Annotated in this window: 16 protein-coding genes, 2 tRNA genes and 1 other RNA gene; 12 read left to right on the top strand and 7 right to left on the bottom strand. The window is 57.1% G+C overall.

Features of this window, described 5'->3' with window-relative positions:
- Positions 1-13 precede the first annotated feature (13 nt).
- The 5 genes from purU (at position 14) to xthA (ending at position 2,383) form a co-directional block, all read left to right on the top strand.
- On the top strand, positions 14-862 hold the full coding sequence (purU, locus tag ACR6A7_RS02735) for a formyltetrahydrofolate deformylase (protein WP_434123226.1): 849 nt from the start codon (positions 14-16) through the stop codon (positions 860-862).
- Between the two features lie 145 nt (positions 863-1,007).
- Positions 1,008-1,092: transfer RNA gene (locus ACR6A7_RS02730), tRNA-Tyr, on the top strand.
- Between the two features lie 45 nt (positions 1,093-1,137).
- Positions 1,138-1,222, top strand: a tRNA-Tyr gene (locus ACR6A7_RS02725).
- Between the two features lie 42 nt (positions 1,223-1,264).
- Positions 1,265-1,392, top strand: a non-coding RNA gene (locus tag ACR6A7_RS02720) — RtT sRNA.
- A 184-nt stretch (positions 1,393-1,576) separates the two neighbouring features.
- Positions 1,577-2,383, top strand: coding sequence for an exodeoxyribonuclease III (gene xthA, locus ACR6A7_RS02715; RefSeq protein WP_434123225.1), 807 nt, complete (start codon positions 1,577-1,579; stop codon positions 2,381-2,383).
- Between the two features lie 29 nt (positions 2,384-2,412).
- Here xthA and ACR6A7_RS02710 read toward each other — a convergent pair whose 3' ends face one another.
- The 3 genes from ACR6A7_RS02710 to ACR6A7_RS02700 all read right to left on the bottom strand — a co-directional run bounded on the left by ACR6A7_RS02710 (position 2,413) and on the right by ACR6A7_RS02700 (position 5,365).
- Positions 2,413-2,718: a YnjH family protein gene (locus ACR6A7_RS02710; protein WP_434123224.1), complete on the bottom strand. Its 306-nt coding sequence runs from the start codon at positions 2,716-2,718 to the stop codon at positions 2,413-2,415.
- Positions 2,718-4,637 (bottom strand): DNA topoisomerase III, encoded by a 1,920-nt coding sequence (locus tag ACR6A7_RS02705; protein WP_434123223.1) that lies wholly within the window; start codon positions 4,635-4,637, stop codon positions 2,718-2,720. Before ACR6A7_RS02705 ends, ACR6A7_RS02710 begins: the two co-directional genes overlap by 1 nt.
- 176 nt (positions 4,638-4,813) lie before the next feature.
- Positions 4,814-5,365 (bottom strand): NAD(P)H nitroreductase, encoded by a 552-nt coding sequence (locus tag ACR6A7_RS02700; RefSeq protein ID WP_434123222.1) that lies wholly within the window; start codon positions 5,363-5,365, stop codon positions 4,814-4,816.
- A 172-nt stretch (positions 5,366-5,537) separates the two neighbouring features.
- Here ACR6A7_RS02700 and sppA point away from each other — a divergent pair, with 172 nt between their 5' ends.
- The 3 genes from sppA (at position 5,538) to pncA (ending at position 9,121) form a co-directional block, all read left to right on the top strand.
- On the top strand, positions 5,538-7,397 hold the full coding sequence (sppA, locus tag ACR6A7_RS02695) for a signal peptide peptidase SppA (protein WP_434123221.1): 1,860 nt from the start codon (positions 5,538-5,540) through the stop codon (positions 7,395-7,397).
- Positions 7,398-7,481: 84 nt separating this feature from the next.
- The gene (gene ansA, locus ACR6A7_RS02690) at positions 7,482-8,495 is read left to right on the top strand and encodes an asparaginase (protein ID WP_033791185.1); all 1,014 of its coding nucleotides are present in this window, start codon (positions 7,482-7,484) and stop codon (positions 8,493-8,495) included.
- A gap of 17 nt (positions 8,496-8,512) precedes the next feature.
- Entirely contained in the window at positions 8,513-9,121 is a 609-nt protein-coding gene (gene pncA, locus ACR6A7_RS02685) for a bifunctional nicotinamidase/pyrazinamidase (protein ID WP_434123220.1), read from the top strand.
- Positions 9,122-9,159: 38 nt separating this feature from the next.
- Here pncA and ACR6A7_RS02680 read toward each other — a convergent pair whose 3' ends face one another.
- Positions 9,160-9,441, bottom strand: coding sequence for a YeaC family protein (locus ACR6A7_RS02680; RefSeq protein WP_434123219.1), 282 nt, complete (start codon positions 9,439-9,441; stop codon positions 9,160-9,162).
- 3 nt (positions 9,442-9,444) lie between these two features.
- The gene (gene msrB, locus ACR6A7_RS02675; RefSeq protein WP_033746681.1) at positions 9,445-9,855 is read right to left on the bottom strand and encodes a peptide-methionine (R)-S-oxide reductase MsrB; all 411 of its coding nucleotides are present in this window, start codon (positions 9,853-9,855) and stop codon (positions 9,445-9,447) included.
- Positions 9,856-10,196: 341 nt separating this feature from the next.
- Between msrB and gapA the strand changes: the two genes are divergently transcribed.
- Both gapA and ACR6A7_RS02665 read left to right on the top strand, forming a co-directional pair.
- Positions 10,197-11,192: a glyceraldehyde-3-phosphate dehydrogenase gene (gene gapA, locus ACR6A7_RS02670; protein ID WP_434123218.1), complete on the top strand. Its 996-nt coding sequence runs from the start codon at positions 10,197-10,199 to the stop codon at positions 11,190-11,192.
- Positions 11,193-11,267: 75 nt separating this feature from the next.
- Positions 11,268-12,143 (top strand): D-hexose-6-phosphate mutarotase, encoded by an 876-nt coding sequence (locus ACR6A7_RS02665; RefSeq protein WP_434123217.1) that lies wholly within the window; start codon positions 11,268-11,270, stop codon positions 12,141-12,143.
- Positions 12,144-12,294: 151 nt separating this feature from the next.
- On the opposite strand, the gene ACR6A7_RS02660 is transcribed toward ACR6A7_RS02665, so the two are convergent.
- Both ACR6A7_RS02660 and ACR6A7_RS02655 read right to left on the bottom strand, forming a co-directional pair.
- Entirely contained in the window at positions 12,295-13,146 is an 852-nt protein-coding gene (locus ACR6A7_RS02660; RefSeq protein WP_434123216.1) for an aldo/keto reductase, read from the bottom strand.
- Positions 13,147-13,218: 72 nt separating this feature from the next.
- A complete protein-coding gene (locus ACR6A7_RS02655; RefSeq protein WP_434123215.1) occupies positions 13,219-13,968 on the bottom strand; it encodes a MipA/OmpV family protein in 750 nt (249 codons plus the stop codon).
- Between the two features lie 419 nt (positions 13,969-14,387).
- Here ACR6A7_RS02655 and yeaG point away from each other — a divergent pair, with 419 nt between their 5' ends.
- Positions 14,388-16,322 carry a protein kinase YeaG gene (yeaG, locus tag ACR6A7_RS02650; RefSeq protein ID WP_434123213.1) on the top strand — a complete coding sequence of 645 codons (1,935 nt, stop codon included), beginning with the start codon at positions 14,388-14,390 and terminating at the stop codon, positions 16,320-16,322.
- Between the two features lie 90 nt (positions 16,323-16,412).
- On the top strand, positions 16,413-17,690 hold the full coding sequence (locus ACR6A7_RS02645; RefSeq protein ID WP_434123212.1) for a YeaH/YhbH family protein: 1,278 nt from the start codon (positions 16,413-16,415) through the stop codon (positions 17,688-17,690).
- Positions 17,691-17,762 lie beyond the last annotated feature (72 nt).

The following is a 17,762-nucleotide window of genomic DNA, read 5'->3' as shown; positions in this document are numbered from 1 at the left end:
GACTCTGATCGAGATGCAAGCGCAAACACTGCAACGAAAAGTTTTACGTACCATTTGCCCTGACGCGAAAGGTCTGATCGCTAAAATCACCAATATTTGCTACAAGCACGAGCTGAATATCGTGCAAAACAATGAATTCGTTGATCATCGTACCGGTCGCTTTTTCATGCGCACCGAACTCGAAGGCATTTTCAACGATAATACGCTGCTGGCGGATTTAGACAGCGCGCTTCCCGCTGGATCGACGCGCGAACTGAACAGCGCTGGCCGCCGTCGCGTGGTGGTGCTGGTCACCAAAGAGGCGCACTGCCTGGGCGATCTGCTGATGAAGAGCGCGTTCGGCGGGCTGGATATGGAAATTGCCGCGGTTATCGGCAACCATGACACGCTGCGTTCGCTGGTTGAGCGTTTTGATATTCCTTTCGTGCTGGTCAGCCATGAAGGGCTGTCGCGTGAAGAGCACGACAACCTGATGGCGGACGAAATCGACCGCTACCAGCCTGATTACGTGGTGTTGGCGAAATATATGCGCGTGCTGACGCCAGCCTTTGTGCAGCGCTATCCGAACCAAATCATCAATATCCACCACTCGTTCCTGCCGGCGTTTATCGGCGCACGTCCTTATCATCAGGCCTACGAGCGCGGCGTAAAGATCATCGGCGCAACGGCGCACTACGTGAACGATAATCTGGACGAAGGTCCGATCATCATGCAGGACGTGATCAACGTCGATCACAGCTATACGGCCGAAGAGATGATGCGTGCTGGACGCGACGTAGAGAAGAACGTGTTAAGCCGCGCGCTCTATAAAGTGCTGGGGCAGCGCGTATTTGTTTACGGCAACCGTACGATTATTCTTTAAGCGCACCGGGCGCTGAATTGTTTGTGAATTCAGCGCCACGGGCAAAAAGTGGGCAAACGGTTCACATTTTTTAGCTGGGTGCTTTACACGCTGACCGCATTTGATATGATGCGCCCCGCTTTAAGGCACAATGATTCAGGCCAGTGGTGGGATTCCCGAGCGGCCAAAGGGAGCAGACTGTAAATCTGCCGTCACAGACTTCGAAGGTTCGAATCCTTCTCCCACCACCATCTGAATCGTTTCTCTGCCTTACCGGTCATTATCAGCATTTCCCAGGTGGGATTCCCGAGCGGCCAAAGGGAGCAGACTGTAAATCTGCCGTCACAGACTTCGAAGGTTCGAATCCTTCTCCCACCACCATCCTTGCATCATCTCCTTTACTAAATACACTCTCCTGATTTTCCCGCTATTACGGGGAGAAGGATGAGAAGCTTCGACCGAAGGTTTGGGTCGAGCGTAGCGAGACAACGCGCACCGCGCGGCCCGAAGGGTGAGGCGCAATGCGCCGAATAATCCTTCTCCCACCACCATCCTTGCATCATCTCCTTTACTAAATACACTCTCCTGATTTTCCCGCTACTACGGGGAGAAGGATGAGAAGCTTCGACCGAAGGTTTGGGTCGAGCGTAGCGAGACAACGCGCCCCTCCCCATGACTTTTTGCTAAAAAATCGCTACCATCCGGCGCAACATTCTCAGCATACTGGTCTACGCCATGAAATTTGTTTCATTCAACATCAACGGGTTGCGCGCCCGCCCCCATCAGCTCGAAGCGCTTGTCGAACAGCATCAGCCTGACGTTATCGGCCTGCAGGAAACCAAAGTCCATGACGATATGTTTCCGCTCGAAGAGGTGGCGAAGCTCGGCTACAACGTCTTTTATCACGGGCAGAAAGGCCACTATGGCGTCGCCTTGATGACCAAAGCGCAGCCCGTTTCGGTACGTCGCGGCTTCCCCGGCGACGATGAGGAAGCGCAGCGCCGTCTGATTATGGCGGAGATCCCGAGCCCGATAGGCGATATCACGGTGATCAACGGCTATTTCCCGCAGGGTGAGAGCCGCGACCATCCGGTCAAATTCCCGGCGAAAGAGAAGTTCTATCGCGATCTGCAAAGCTATCTTGAGCAGAGCCTGCTGGCGGATAAGCCCGTGCTGATTATGGGCGACATGAATATCAGCTGCACCGATCTCGATATCGGCATCGGCGAAGAGAGCCGCAAACGCTGGCTACGCACCGGCAAATGCTCTTTCCTGCCGGAAGAGCGCGAATGGATGGCGCGTCTGCTGAAATGGGGACTGGTGGATACCTTCCGCGAAAAAAATCCTGAGGTAAGCGATCGTTTCTCCTGGTTCGATTACCGCTCAAAGGGGTTCGACGACAATCGCGGGCTGCGCATCGATCTGCTGCTGGCCAGCCAGCCGCTGGCCGCCCGCTGCGTGGAGACGGGAATCGATTACGACATCCGCAGCATGGAAAAACCGTCTGACCACGCGCCGGTCTGGTCGACTTTCGCGTTCTGATGCGACGGCGTGGCCAGGCGCCACGCTATTTACTTCACGATTTTCCAGATCAGCGGATTGGTGCCAAGCACCTTTTCGTCTCGGGCGCACTGCAGCAGTACCCCTTCCGATTTCACCACCGCGCCCTCGCTGTAGCTGCGGTTCTCGAAAATACAGCACTGCTGACAGCTGGGCGCGCTGCTCTGATTTTGCGTCCAGACTTCAGGCGGCATATCGACCACCACATCCGCATTGCCGCCCGCGCTGTACTCCTGCTGATGCCCGTGCGAGGGGCTGGCGGCGGCAGCGCCGCTTACCAGCGCCGCGATAAAGCATAAACCTGCGCCATAACGCATTATTCGCTCTCCTTCACTTTTCGTTTCGCCGTCCGTTTGGGACGTTTCTTCTGCCCTGAAGCGGGCAGTCCGCGAAAGGCCATCGCGCTGGGCTGCTGGCGCGCCTGATGGATCAGCTCCGTCAGCGTGCCGACCAGCGGCTGCATAAATTCCTCATAGCGGCACGCCTTTTCGCTGATGCGCGTCAGGGTCGACTCCCATTGCGCCGTCATATCGGGCCGTGCCGCCAGTTCCGGCAGCGAGTGGATCAATGCCCGTCCCGCAGGCGTCGCGTTGATATAACGTCCGTTTTTCACCAGAAAAGATCGTCGGAACAGCAGCTCGATAATCCCGGCGCGCGTGGCCTCCGTCCCTAAACCATCGGTCGCGCGCAGCACTTTCTTTAATTCTTTATCCTGCACAAAACGGGCAATGCCGGTCATGGCGGAGAGCAGCGTCGCATCGGTGAAGGGGCGCGGCGGCTGCGTCTGTTTCGCCAGCACCTCGCCCCGCTCGCACAGCAGTTCGTCATCCTTCGCGACCACCGGCAGCGGCGTACCGTCGTTTTCCTCGTCGCGCTCTTTGCTGCCCAGCAGCGCGCGCCAGCCCGCTTCGGCAAGAAAACGCGCTTTGGCGACGAACTTGCCGCCCGCGATATCCAGCTCGATAACGCATTTGCGGAAGATGGCGTCGGGACAGAACTGCATCAGATACTGACGGGCAATCAGCGCGTAAACGTTCTGCTCGTTCTCCGTCAGCCGTACCGTGCTGGCGCGTGCGGTAGGAATAATGGCGTGGTGCGCGTCCACTTTTTTATCATCCCAGCAGCGGTTACGGCGATCGGCGCTGAAGTCATCCGGAGGCGTCATGGCGCCCGCGTGCGTCTGAATCGCCTTCAGCACCGCATGGCGGCCGGCGAAATGCTCTTCCGGCAGATAGCGGCAGTCGGAACGTGGATAGGTAATCAGCTTATGGGTTTCGTAGAGCTTCTGACAGGTGTCCAGCACCGTTTGCGCGCTCAGTCCGTAGCGTTTCGCCGCCTCGATTTGCAGGCTGGAGAGCGAGAAAGGCAGCGGCGCGCCCTCGCCTTCGCGCTTATCGTTGTAGCTGGTGACCAACGCAGGCTGACCCGCAATGCGGGCGACGACGTGATCCGCCAGTGCACGATGCAGCAGCCGCCCCTCTTCATCCTGCCAGGGTTCGCAGGCATCGCTGGGCACCCAGTTAGCGACGAAGCGCTGCTGGTCCGGCGTAACAATATGGGCTTTGACTTCAAAATAATCTTTGGGAACAAAGTTTTCGATCTCTTCGTCGCGGCGCACCACCAGACCCAGTACCGGCGTCTGCACCCGCCCCACCGACAGCACGCCGTCGTAGCCCGCGTTGCGCCCCAGCAGCGTCCAGGCACGCGTCATATTAATGCCGTAGAGCCAGTCGGCGCGCGCGCGCGCCAGCGCCGAGACGCAGAGCGGAATAAATTCGCGGTTTTCACGCAGGCGGCTGACTGCCCGCTGCACCGCCTGCGGGTTCAGGTCGTTGATCAGGCAGCGCTGAACGCGGCTGCGTTTTTCCGCCGGCAGCTGTAGATAGTCGAGCACTTCATCCACCAGCAGCTGACCTTCGCGATCCGGGTCACCCGCATGCACCACTTCGCTGGCCTGCTTCAGCAGCTTTTCAATGACTTTAAGCTGCTTCGCCACCGAGGGACGCGGCTGCAGCTGCCATTTTTGCGGGATGATCGGCAGGTCGGCCAGCGACCAGCGCGCGTAGCGGCTGTCATAACTGTCCGGCTGCGCCTGCTCCAGCAGGTGGCCGACGCACCAGGTGACAACCTGATCGTCGCCGCAGGCGATAAAGCCTTCTCCGCGACGATGAGGCTGGGGCAACACATCGGCAATGGCGCGGCCCAGGCTCGGTTTTTCCGCAATAAACAAACGCATGAGTCAGCAAGATCCTTTACTTCAGGGTATGAGGGCCATTTGGCTAACGCGACAGAGGCGCAGCGCTATCTTAGACGTTTCCTGATAAGGAGGTAAGCGCTGGCGGGTCACTTCTGGATCGGTCGCGCAGGATCCGCGCAACCCGCTACGCTGCACGGAAAAAGAAACGGCGTCGGCTAGAAATAGCTGACGAAAGGCGCGGTATCGGGATGAACCACGGTGGTGCTTGATTTTAGCTGCGGCGTGCCGAGATAGAGAAAACCGACGATGGCATCCTGTTCACGGCAGTTAAAGGCGCTGCGCACGCGTGCGTTATCGGTCCAGGGGCCGCTGCGCCAGATGCCGTTGAAGCCTTGCGCAACCGCCGCCATCTGCATCGCCATCACCGCGCAGCCCGCCGATACCACCTGCTCCCAGCGCGGCACTTTGGGATGATCCTCGCAGTGGGCTATCGCCGTAATGATCATCGGCGCGCGGAACGGCGAGCGCGCTGCTTTGTCGATCGCCTTCTCCTCCAGCTGCGCCTCGCGCGCCGCCTCTTCCAGCAGCGCGCTCAGCCGATCGCGCCCGTCATTCTCAACGATAACGAAGCGCCACGGCTGCAGCGACTTATGATCCGGCGCGCGCATTCCGGCGCGGATAATGTTCTGCAGGCTTTCACCAGCAGGCGCGGGCTCAGTCAGCCGCGAGGCCGATCGACGATTAATCAGTAATTCAAGTGCATCCATGATTTTCTCCTGATGAGATAACGCGTTGGCTAATCCTGGCACAGCCTGATCTTTTGTAACAGTCCGCCGCGATTTCCTGCTGACATTTTCCACGCTGCTCTTTAGGATGAGGACGTCATGGAAGGCGGAGCCGCGCGGCGACCGCTTTCCGCTAGCGAAAATGGAGAGTCTGATGCGCACATTGTGGCGAATTATTGCCGGTCTGTTCCGATGGACATGGCGAGTGCTGAATTTTATCAGGGAGTTTATTCTCAATCTGTTCCTGATCTTTTTAATCCTGGTCGGCGTCGGTATCTGGCTGCAGGTCAGCGGTTCCGGTAGCGGCTCGACGCCGGTGCAGCAAGGTGCGTTGAAAGTCGACCTCACCGGCGTGCTGGTGGATAAACCCTCGGTCAGCAACAGGCTGAGCAAACTGGGTCGTCAGCTGCTGGGCGCAAGCAGCGATCGCCTGCAGGAGAACTCGCTGTTTGACGTGGTGGACGCCATCCGCCAGGCCAAAAGCGACAAAAACATCACCGGCATGGTGCTTGATCTGCGCGATTTCGCCGGCGGCGATCAGCCTTCTCTGCAATACGTTGGCAAAGCGCTGCGCGAATTCCGCGACAGCGGCAAGCCCATTTTTGCGCTGGGCGACAGCTATAGCCAGGCGCAGTACTACCTCGCCAGCTACGCCAGCAAAATCTATCTCTCGCCACAGGGCACGGTCGATCTGCACGGCTTCGCCACCAACGGCCTCTACTATAAGACGCTGCTGGATAAGCTGAAGGTTAACTCCCACGTCTTCCGCGTCGGCACTTACAAGTCCGCGGTCGAACCTTTCCTGCGCGACGATATGTCGCAGGCGGCGCGTGACGCCGACAGCCGCTGGATCGGTCAGCTGTGGCAGAACTACCTGAATACCGTAGCGGGCAACCGACAGATTACGCCGGATCAGCTGTTCCCCGGCGCGGCGGCGGTGATCGCCGGTCTTGAGGCGGTCAACGGCGATACCGCCAAATATGCGCTCAACAACAAGCTGGTGGATGTGCTGGACAGCCGTGCGGCGGCCGACCAGGAGCTGGTGAAAACCTTCGGCTGGGATAAAGCCAGCAACGACTATCACAGCGTCAGCATCTATGACTACAACGTGAAACAGCCAACCCAGCAGGATGGCAATATTGCGGTGGTGATGGCGAGCGGCGCGATTATGGACGGCGAGGAGACCCCCGGCAATGTCGGCGGCGACACCACTGCCGCGCAAATCCGTGATGCGCGCCTCGATCCTAAAATCAAGGCGATTATCCTGCGCGTCAACAGCCCTGGCGGCAGCGTTACGGCGTCCGAAGCGATCCGTGAAGAGCTGGCGGCGGCGCATGCGGCCGGTAAGCCCGTCGTGGTGTCTATGGGCGGCATGGCGGCCTCAGGCGGCTACTGGATCTCAACGCCGGCGGACTACATTGTCGCCAGCCCGAGCACTCTGACCGGCTCTATCGGCATTTTCGGCGTCATCAATACGCTGGAGAACAGTCTGGATAGCATCGGCGTGCATACGGACGGCGTCGCCACCTCGCCGCTGGCGGACGTCGCCTCCACCAAAGCGCTGCCGAACGAAGTGCAGCAGCTGATGCAGCTGACGATTGAAAACGGCTACCGCAACTTTGTCGGTCTGGTCGCCGCTTCGCGCCATAAAACGCCGGAGCAAATCGACGCGATTGCGCAGGGTCACGTCTGGACCGGCAGCGATGCCAAAGCCAACGGTCTGGTCGATGCGCTGGGTGACTTTGACGATGCGGTGAAGAAAGCGGGCGAACTGGCCAAGGTGGCGAAGCCGCAGCTCGCCTGGTATCAGGATCAGCCGGGCATGTTTGATATGCTGCTCAACCAGGTCAATGCCTCAGCGCAGGCGGTGCTGCCGACCACGCTGAAAGCCTTCCTGCCCGCGCCGATGCTCGACGTAATGAGCGCGATGAAACAGCAGCCCGGCCTGCTGAATAACCTCAACGATCCGCAAAATCGCTATGCGTTCTGCCTGAACTGCGGCGAAGTGCGATGAAGCTCGCAGCCCGGTCCTTGACCGGGCTGCTTTTCCCCCGCTTTCCCCTTATACTGCGCGTTTTACGGCAAGTCTGAGTTTCTGATGCAAAAGAAAAACATCTATGTCGCCTATACCGGCGGCACCATCGGCATGCAGCGCTCCGCGCAGGGCTACATCCCGGTTTCAGGTCACCTGCAGCAACAGCTGGCGAATATGCCGGAGTTCCACCGCCCTGAGATGCCGGATTTCACCATCCATGAATACGATCCGCTGATCGACTCCTCCGATATGACGCCCGAAGACTGGCAGGCGATCGCGGAGGATATTCGACAAAATTATGATCGCTACGATGGATTTGTTATCCTACATGGAACCGATACCATGGCGTTCACCGCTTCGGCGCTCTCGTTTATGCTGGAGAACCTGGCGAAGCCCGTGATCGTGACCGGCTCGCAGATCCCACTGGCGGAGCTGCGCTCCGACGGCCAGCAAAACCTGCTGAACGCGCTCTATGTGGCGGCGAACTACCCCGTGAATGAAGTCTCGCTGTTTTTCAACAACCAGCTCTATCGCGGCAATCGCACTACAAAAGCGCATGCGGACGGCTTTAATGCGTTTGCCTCGCCGAACCTTTCCGCCCTGCTGGAAGCCGGCATCCATATCCGTCGGCTGAATACGCCGCCCGCGCCGCAGGGCCAGGGTCCGCTGAAGGTGCATACCATTACGCCGCAGCCTATCGGCGTCGTCACCATCTACCCAGGCATCTCGGCGGATGTGGTGCGCAACTTTTTACGCCAGCCGGTAAAAGCGCTGATCCTGCGCTCTTATGGCGTCGGCAACGCGCCGCAGAACGCCGAGTTTCTTGCCGAGCTGCAGCAGGCGAGCGAGCGCGGCATTGTGGTGGTTAACCTGACCCAGTGTATTTCCGGCAAGGTGAACATGGGCGGCTACGCCACCGGCAATGCCCTTGAGCATGCCGGTGTGATAAGCGGATTTGATTTAACGGTGGAAGCCGCGCTAACCAAGCTCCACTTTTTACTGAGTCAGTCGCTCTCCTGCGATGAGATCCGCGCCAGGATGCAGCAAAATTTGCGCGGTGAACTGACCGAAGACTAATTACGGAGCCACCTGTTATGAAGCAGGCCCTCATTATCATCGATATTCAAAACGATTTTTGTCCGGGCGGCCCCATGGCCGTGCATGAAGGCGACATGACCGTGCCGGTCGCCAACCGCTATGCGCGCGAATTCCGCGCACGCGGCGAGTGCGTGCTGGCGCTGCAGGACTGGCACCCGGCCAACCACGGCAGCTTCGCTTCGGTATCCGGTGAGCCGGTCTACACGCTGGGCGAACTCAACGGGCTGGCGCAGATCTGGTGGCCGGATCACGGCATTCAGGGTTCCGCCGGTGCCGAACTTCATCCCGGCCTCGATCGCAGCCTGATCGACGCGGTATTCCATAAGGGACAGGATGTCGACGTTGACAGCTACAGCGCCTTTTTCGACAACGGCCATCGGCGCAAAACCGAGCTGGACAGCTGGCTGCAGGCGCGCGGCATTACCCATCTGGTGATGCTGGGGATCGCCACGGATTACTGCGTGAAGTACAGCGTGCTGGACGCGCTGGAGCTGGGCTATCAGGTGACGGTGGTAAAAGAAGGCTGTCGTGGCGTCAATCTCAGCCCGGAAGACAGCGATATCGCTTTCGCCCAGATGAAGGCGCAGGGCGCGGTGCTGGTTTAGCGGAATAGCTTAAGGCCGACGCAATGTCGGCCTGATATTCAGTGCAGGTTGATGCGCGTAATCTCCGCGTCGATGCCGAACTCTTCTTTCAGCTCCCGCTTCGATTTCGTCACCATTTCGCCGCCCTTGCCGATGGTCATATGCTGTGGCGCCGCGTTGTGGCGCGCCTGATAGAGCATCACCAGCTGAAGGCAGTTGTCGCGCTGCTCCTGCGACAGTGCCACGCCGTCCGGCCATTTTCCGATTTCCACCGCCGTCGCCAGCCGCTCGTAGACCTCAGGCGTCATGGCGTCGACCATGGCCTCAAGCTGTTGTTTCATTCATCACCCCTGCTGTTCGTCGCCCTGCTCGTCGGTAAAGCTCAGCGACGCCGAGTTAACGCAGTAGCGCTCGCCGGTTGGCTGCGGGCCGTCCGGGAAAACGTGTCCCAGATGGGCGTCGCAGTTATTGCAGCGAATTTCGATCCGATGCATGCCGTGCGAGTCATCCTCCAGATAGCGAATCGCATCGTCGCCTACCGGCTGATAGAAACTCGGCCAGCCGCAGCCAGAGTCATACTTCGTTTCCGAGAGAAACAGCGGCGCGTTGCAGACCAGGCAGTGATAGATGCCTTCCTGTTTATTGTGCAGAAGCGCGCCGCTAAAAGGCGGCTCTGTGCCGCGCTGCTGGGTCACATAGCGCTGCATTTCAGACAATTGCGCAATTTTTGCTTCAGGTGCGGTTTCTTTAGCCATTTGAGTGATTCCGGAGAGTGTCATTCTGAAAAAATCGTCTACTATTCTAACAAACGAATAACATTGCCGGGGCTTTTTTCGTGCTTAGCGACCCGACTTCCCTTTCACAGCTTAGATTTGTGACCTCGATCACCTTTTGCAAACGCTATCCCTTTATATTCAGCAATCGGGTTTCGGCATCACCTCAGCAAGCTTGTTGCGCAAGCGGTTGCGCAGCAAATTATTCCTGTTGAACGGATTGACCTGTCGCAACTATTGACACGATTCCGCTTGACGCCTGGTAAGGTTTTTGTAATTTTACAGCCAACCTTTTATTCACTAACAAATAGCTGGTGGAATATATGACTATCAAAGTAGGTATCAACGGTTTTGGTCGTATCGGCCGTATCGTTTTCCGTGCTGCTCAGCAGCGTTCTGACATCGAAATCGTTGCGATCAACGACCTGTTAGACGCGGACTACATGGCATACATGCTGAAGTACGACTCAACGCACGGCCGCTTCGACGGTACCGTTGAAGTACAGGACGGTGCGCTGATTGTTAACGGCAAAAAAATCCGCGTTACCTCTGAGAGAGACCCGGCTAACCTGAAGTGGGACGAAGCAGGCGTTGACGTTGTTGCTGAAGCGACCGGCATCTTCCTGACCGACGAAACCGCCCGTAAACACATCACTGCCGGCGCGAAAAAAGTCGTGCTGACCGGTCCGTCTAAAGACGACACCCCGATGTTCGTTCGCGGCGCTAACTTCGACAAATATGCTGGCCAGGACATCGTTTCTAACGCTTCCTGCACCACCAACTGCCTGGCACCGCTGGCAAAAGTCATCAATGACAAATTCGGCATCGTCGAAGGTCTGATGACCACTGTTCACGCCACCACCGCTACCCAGAAAACCGTTGACGGCCCGTCTCACAAAGACTGGCGCGGCGGCCGCGGCGCTTCTCAGAACATCATCCCGTCTTCTACTGGCGCAGCGAAAGCCGTGGGCAAAGTCCTGCCAGAGCTGAACGGTAAACTGACTGGTATGGCGTTCCGCGTACCAACCCCGAACGTGTCAGTGGTTGACCTGACCGTCCGTCTGGAAAAAGCGGCCTCTTACAAAGAAATCTGTGAAGCGATCAAAGCTGCTGCAGAAGGCGAAATGAAAGACGTGCTGGGCTACGTTGAAGATGACGTGGTTTCTACCGACTTCAACGGCGAAGTGCTGACGTCTGTATTCGACGCCAAAGCGGGTATCGCGCTGAACGACAACTTTGTGAAACTGGTTTCCTGGTACGACAACGAAACCGGCTACTCAAACAAAGTTCTCGACCTGATCGCGCTGGTTGCTAAATAAGCAGACCGGTCACGACAGACAACAAGGGCGACTTCGGTCGCCCTTTTTTTTCGTAGCAACAGGAAGGATTCGGTTATGCAAGATAAAATTTTCTCGCTGCCCGTGGTGAAGCAGATCTCCCCTTACCTCTCGCAGCGTCAGCTGGGCGATCTGCCGGTGATTGTGGTGAGCCATCCTCAGGTACGTGCTGCGATTACCCTTCAGGGTGCGCATCTTATTGCCTGGCAGCCGAGCGGAGAAAAGCCGGTTATCTGGCTGAGCGAAAAGTCGCTTTTCGCCTCTGGCAAAGCCATACGCGGTGGCGTGCCCATCTGCTGGCCGTGGTTTGGACCGGAAGGCGAACCGGCGCACGGTTTTGCCCGTAATCAACCCTGGACGCTGTCGGCGCACGATGAGAACGAAGAGAGCGTCATGCTGACCTTCGTGCTGGAGAGTACGGCGCAGACGAAAAAATTATGGCCGCATGACTTTACCCTGTTCGCCCGTTTCCGCCTCGGCAAGCACTGTGAAATCGAGCTGGAAGCGCACGGCGACTTTACCGCGACCGGCGCGCTGCACAGCTACTTTCAGGTGGCTGATATTGCTGGCGTCGAGGTCAGCGGGCTGGGTTCGCACTTTATCGATAAGGTCGACAACAACAGCGAGCAGACCTCAAGCGGTAAACAGACCTATCCGGGCCGTATTGACCGAGTCTTTACCCAGCCGGAAGATTGCGCGCTGATTCAGGATAAACAGGGACAGCGCGTCATTGAGGTCTATCACCATCATCACAGCGACGTGGTGACCTGGAACCCTGGCGTTGAGCTGTCATGCAGCATGGCGGATATGGCCAACGACGGCTATAAAACCATGGTGTGCGTGGAGACGGCGCGCATTTCCAAACCGATGCACAGCGCAGGCGAAAAACCGGCGCGGCTGGCGACCACCTTCCGTCTGCGGCAGAAAGCCTAAAAGAGGTCAGGCGGCGGCCTGATGTATGAGCTGGGCGACACGGATCGCAGGGCAAAACGTCCCGCGCTGGAAGCATGAGCGTCTGGTTATCGCTCCGCGTCGCTCACCACCGCGCTGCGCCAGCAGAACGACTGCTGGCGTAGCTTACCCTTTAAACGATATCCAGTGCCATCTTGTGCCGGGGCGGCGGAAACGCTTTATTAATACGCGCCAGCTCATCGTCGCTCAGGCGAATGTGCAGCGCCGCGGCGTTCTCTTTCACGTGCGCCTGCGAACTCGCCTTGGGGATTGCCATTACGCCCTCTTTACGGATCACCCACGCCAGCAGCAGCTGCGCGACGCTAATGCCCTTCTGTTGTGCAATCTCCACCAGCGTGGCGTCGGAAAAGAGCGCCTGTCGCAGCCTTCCGGCCTGCGCCAGCGGGCAATAGGCCATGACCGGCATCTGATGCTGCTGGCAGGCGGGCAGTAGATCGAACTCGATGCCGCGCGACGCGAGATGATACAGCACCTGATTGGTGGCGCAGCCTGTACCGCCTGGTTCTTCCAGCAACTCCTGCAGATCGTCGACGTCAAAATTAGAAACGCCCCAGCGCAGGATTTTGCCCTGCTGCTGAAGAGTTTCCATTGCGCGAATGGTCTCTTCAAGCGGGACGTTGCCGCGCCAGTGCAGCAGATAGAGATCCAGTCGGTCGGTGCCGAGCCGCCGCAGGCTGCGCTCGCAGGCGTCGACCATATCCGCTTCTCCCGCGTTCCACGGATAGACCTTGGAGACGAGAAACGCGCTGTCGCGTCGCCCGCGCAGCGCCTCGCCGACCACTATTTCCGCGCCGCCTTCCGCATACATCTCGGCGGTGTCAATCAGCGTCAGGCCCACATCGAGTCCTGCCTGTAGCGCGGCGACCTCTTCACTGCGACGCGCGGCCTCTTCGCCCATGTACCAGGTGCCCTGACCTATCGCGGGTAGTTGCGTGTGGTCATCAAAAGCGATCGCTTTGTCCATCCGTTTGCTCCTGCATCAAATCAGGGCACCCTTTTGGTGCCTGGTTAACAATTTGCCCCGCGACGGTGCCGATCAGAAGCTGTAGCTAATGCCGCTCCAGAGCGTGGTCTGACCGCTCTTATCGATCATCGGGCTGTCTTTGATCTCGCTATCGAAACGGGTGTAGCGCCCAACCAGGCTGGCGTTCCACTGCGGCGTGATCTGATAGCTGGCGCTCAGCTCGACGTAGGGAGACCAGCTGTCGTCTGGCTGATAGCGGCTGATGCCGGTGCGGGCCGACTCATGACTGGAAACGCCATAGTAGTAGCGGTTCTGATTGGCGCTGGTCCACATCGCGCCGACACCCGGCGTCAGGCTGAAGCTGCCAAAGTTGAAACGATAAAGGTAGGTCAGGTCCCAGATAATGCCGTTACTGTTGTTGAGCACATCACCCAGCAGCGCCGTGCGCAGGATGCCCCATTGCGCCATGTGATTGTAGGTGGCGCCGCCCATGAGCGTCATACGGCGCTTATCGAGGCCTTTCATGTCGCCAAGGTCATTGTCGCCCGGATCGTACTGCTGCGGCGACCCGAGCAGGGTCAGAGAGAGCTGATTTTGCGGATCTTTCCACAGGTAATACCCACCCTGCAGGGTATGGAACCAGAAGTTATCGCCTTCGTAATTAATGACGGGAACCGGCAAATAGCGATCCTGTCCGCCACGATAGGGAGACTGCGCGTAAATCACTGATGCGCCAACCGACAGGGACTCGGCCGCAGCGGTATGAGCAAAAAAAAGAGCACAAATAATCGCGCCGGGCGCGTTAAGTTTGAATTGGTTCACAATTTATTTCTTCCATAAATATAAAAATCACCAGGAAGTTTAACGATTTTTGCTCGCCGGTTTAACCATTATCTGAGGTGCTCTTTAACAGAGCGGCTGAAAGCGGCACATCTGCCGGATTCTTCTCTCTTTTCCCTTTGGTTGACGCAAAGCTGGCTTTGCAACAATCTGACTTTGTTATTGATATATCGCCAAATAGTAAAATTAAGCGGAGGAAATTTCCTAAATGCCTTCTACAGTTAAAAGTAAGCCGTGAGTCTTAGTACGAGCAGAGTGACCATAAGAAGTGTGTACCCCGATAACAATACATCAGGTTGGCATAAGGGTTGCTGTACTCAATGAGAATATCTTCCGGGAGCTGCATGAGCCTTTAATTACGCTCCTTTACCTGTGCTAAAAACGAAAGGACGGGCATCGCTATGAATATATTCGATCACTATCGTCAGCGTTATGAAGCTGCCAAGGACGAAGAGTTCACACTGCAGGAATTTCTTGCAATCTGTAAGCAGGATCGCAGTGCATACGCCAACGCCGCAGAGCGACTATTAATGGCTATAGGTGAGCCAGTAATGGTCGACACTGCCCAGGAGCCACGCCTTTCCAGAATATTCTCCAACCGTGTGATTGGCCGCTATCCGGCCTTCGAAGAGTTCTATGGCATGGAAGAAGCCATAGAGCAGATCGTTTCCTATCTGAAGCATGCCGCGCAGGGTCTGGAGGAGAGAAAACAGATCCTGTACCTGCTGGGGCCGGTCGGTGGCGGTAAATCCTCGCTGGCGGAGCGTCTGAAAGCGCTAATGCAGCGCGTGCCTATCTATGTGTTAAGCGCCGATGGCGAACGCAGCCCGGTCAACGATCATCCGCTCTGCCTGTTCAATCCGCAGGAAGACGCCAACATTCTTGAAAAAGAGTACAACGTGCCGCGTCGCTACCTCGGCACCATCATGTCGCCCTGGGCGGCGAAACGCCTGCATGAATTTGGGGGCGATATTACTCGCTTCAAAGTGGTCAAAGTCTGGCCGTCGATTCTTGAGCAGCTGGCGATCGCCAAAACCGAGCCTGGCGACGAGAACAACCAGGATATCTCCGCGCTGGTGGGTAAAGTCGATATCCGCAAGCTGGAGAACCACGCGCAAAACGATCCCGACGCCTACGGCTATTCCGGTGCGCTGTGCCGCGCAAACCAGGGGATTATGGAATTTGTCGAGATGTTTAAAGCGCCGATCAAGGTGCTGCACCCCCTGCTGACCGCGACGCAGGAAGGAAATTACAACGGTACAGAGGGGATCTCTGCGCTGCCGTTTAACGGTATTATCCTGGCGCACTCTAACGAATCGGAATGGGTGACCTTCCGCAACAACAAAAACAACGAGGCGTTTCTTGACCGCGTCTACATCGTCAAGGTGCCTTACTGCCTGCGCGTTTCCGAAGAGATAAAAATCTACGAGAAACTGCTCAATCACAGCGAACTGGCTACCGCGCCCTGCGCGCCCGGCACGCTGGAAACCCTTGCCCGGTTCTCTATCCTGTCGCGCCTGAAAGAGCCGGAAAACTCCAGCATCTATTCAAAAATGCGCGTTTACGACGGTGAGAGCCTGAAGGATACCGATCCGAAAGCGAAATCCTGGCAAGAGTACCACGACTATTCCGGCGTTGACGAGGGCATGAACGGCCTCTCTACCCGCTTCGCGTTTAAAATTCTGTCGCGCGTGTTTAACTTCGATCACAACGAAGTGGCGGCGAACCCGGTGCACCTGTTCTATGTGCTGGAGCAGCAGATCGAGCGCGAGCAGTTCCCGCAGGATCAGTCAGAGAAATATCTGGAGCACCTGAAAGGCTACTTGATCCCGAAATACGCCGAGTTTATTGGCAAAGAGATCCAGACCGCCTATCTGGAGTCCTACTCTGAATATGGCCAAAACATTTTTGACCGCTATGTGACCTACGCCGATTTCTGGATTCAGGATCAGGAGTATCGCGATCCTGATACCGGACAGCTGTTCGACCGTGAGTCGCTGAATGCGGAGCTGGAAAAGATTGAGAAACCGGCCGGGATCAGCAATCCGAAGGATTTCCGCAACGAGATTGTGAACTTCGTGCTGCGCGCCCGCGCGCAGAATAATGGCCGCAATCCTAACTGGACCAGCTACGAGAAGCTGCGCACCGTTATCGAGAAGAAAATGTTCTCGAACACTGAGGAGCTGCTGCCGGTTATCTCGTTCAATACCAAAACCTCCACGGATGAACAGAAGAAACATGACGATTTCGTCGAGCGCATGATGGAGAAAGGCTATACCCGCAAGCAGGTGCGTCTGCTGTGCGAATGGTATCTGCGCGTGCGTAAATCGTCCTAATCACAACGCGTAAGCACGTTGATGCGCTGGCATTAATACCCATAAGGTCGGGCCACTGCCCGACCTGCTTACAACGTTTGGGGGAGTTTTATGGCCTACTTCATCGATCGGCGACTTAATGGCAAGAATAAAAGCGCAGTCAACAGACAGCGCTTTTTGCGCCGTTATAAATCGCAAATCAAACAGTCTATCTCGGAGGCCATCAATAAGCGTTCGGTAACCGACGTTGAAAGTGGCGAGTCCGTTTCCATTCCCGTCGACGATATTAATGAACCGATTTTTCATCAGGGCCGAGGCGGCAGCCGCCATCGCGTCCACCCCGGCAACGACCACTTTGTGCAGAACGACCGTGTTGAACGGCCTCAGGGCGGCGGCGGCGGCGGTGGCGGCGGTCAGGGCAACGCCAGTCAGGATGGCGAGGGTCAGGATGAGTTCGTTTTCCAGATCTCCAAAGATGAGTATCTCGACCTGCTGTTCGAAGATCTGGCGCTGCCGAATCTGCGGAAAAATCAGCATCGTCAGCTGAATGAATATAAAACGCATCGCGCCGGTTTTACCTCTAACGGCGTGCCCGCCAATATCAGCGTGGTACGGTCGCTGCAAAATTCGCTGGCAAGACGCACCGCGATGACCGCGGGCAAGCGCCGTATGATGCATGAGCTGGAAGAGGCGCTGACGGCGATTGAGAAAGCGGAGCCGGCGCAGCTGCTGGAAGAGGAGCGCCTGCGTAAAGAGATCGCTGAACTGCGCGCGCGCATCGAGCGCGTGCCCTTTATCGACACTTTTGATCTGCGCTATAAGAACTTCGAAAAACGCCCTGAGCCCTCCAGCCAGGCGGTGATGTTCTGCCTGATGGATGTCTCCGGCTCAATGGACCAGGCGACGAAGGATATGGCGAAGCGTTTCTATATTCTGCTCTACCTCTTCCTGAGCCGCACCTATAAAAACGTGGACGTGGTCTATATCCGCCACCATACGCAGGCAAAAGAGGTGGATGAGCAGGAGTTCTTCTACTCGCAGGAAACCGGCGGCACCATTGTCTCCAGCGCCCTGAAGCTGATGGATGAGGTGGTCAGGGAGCGCTACGATCCGTCGCAGTGGAATATCTATGCCGCCCAGGCGTCAGACGGCGACAACTGGGCAGACGACTCGCCGCTCTGCCATGAAATTCTGGCGAAGAATATTCTGCCGGTGGTGCGCTACTATAGCTACATTGAGATTACCCGACGTGCGCACCAGACGCTGTGGCGCGAATATGAACATCTGCAGGCGATGTTTGATAATTTTGCCATCCAGCATATCCGCGAGCCGGAAGATATTTATCCTGTGTTTCGCGAGCTGTTTCACAAACAGGCAGCGGAAGCCTGATGCTCTGAGCCGGTCGCTGACCGGCTTTTTTTATTTAATCCCGCGAATACCTGCTAAAATACCCGCCATTAA

The sequence above is a fragment of the Pantoea phyllosphaerae genome (assembly GCF_051025595.1).
GTDB lineage: Bacteria > Pseudomonadota > Gammaproteobacteria > Enterobacterales > Enterobacteriaceae > Pantoea.
This window is presented reverse-complemented; position numbering and strand designations above follow the sequence as displayed.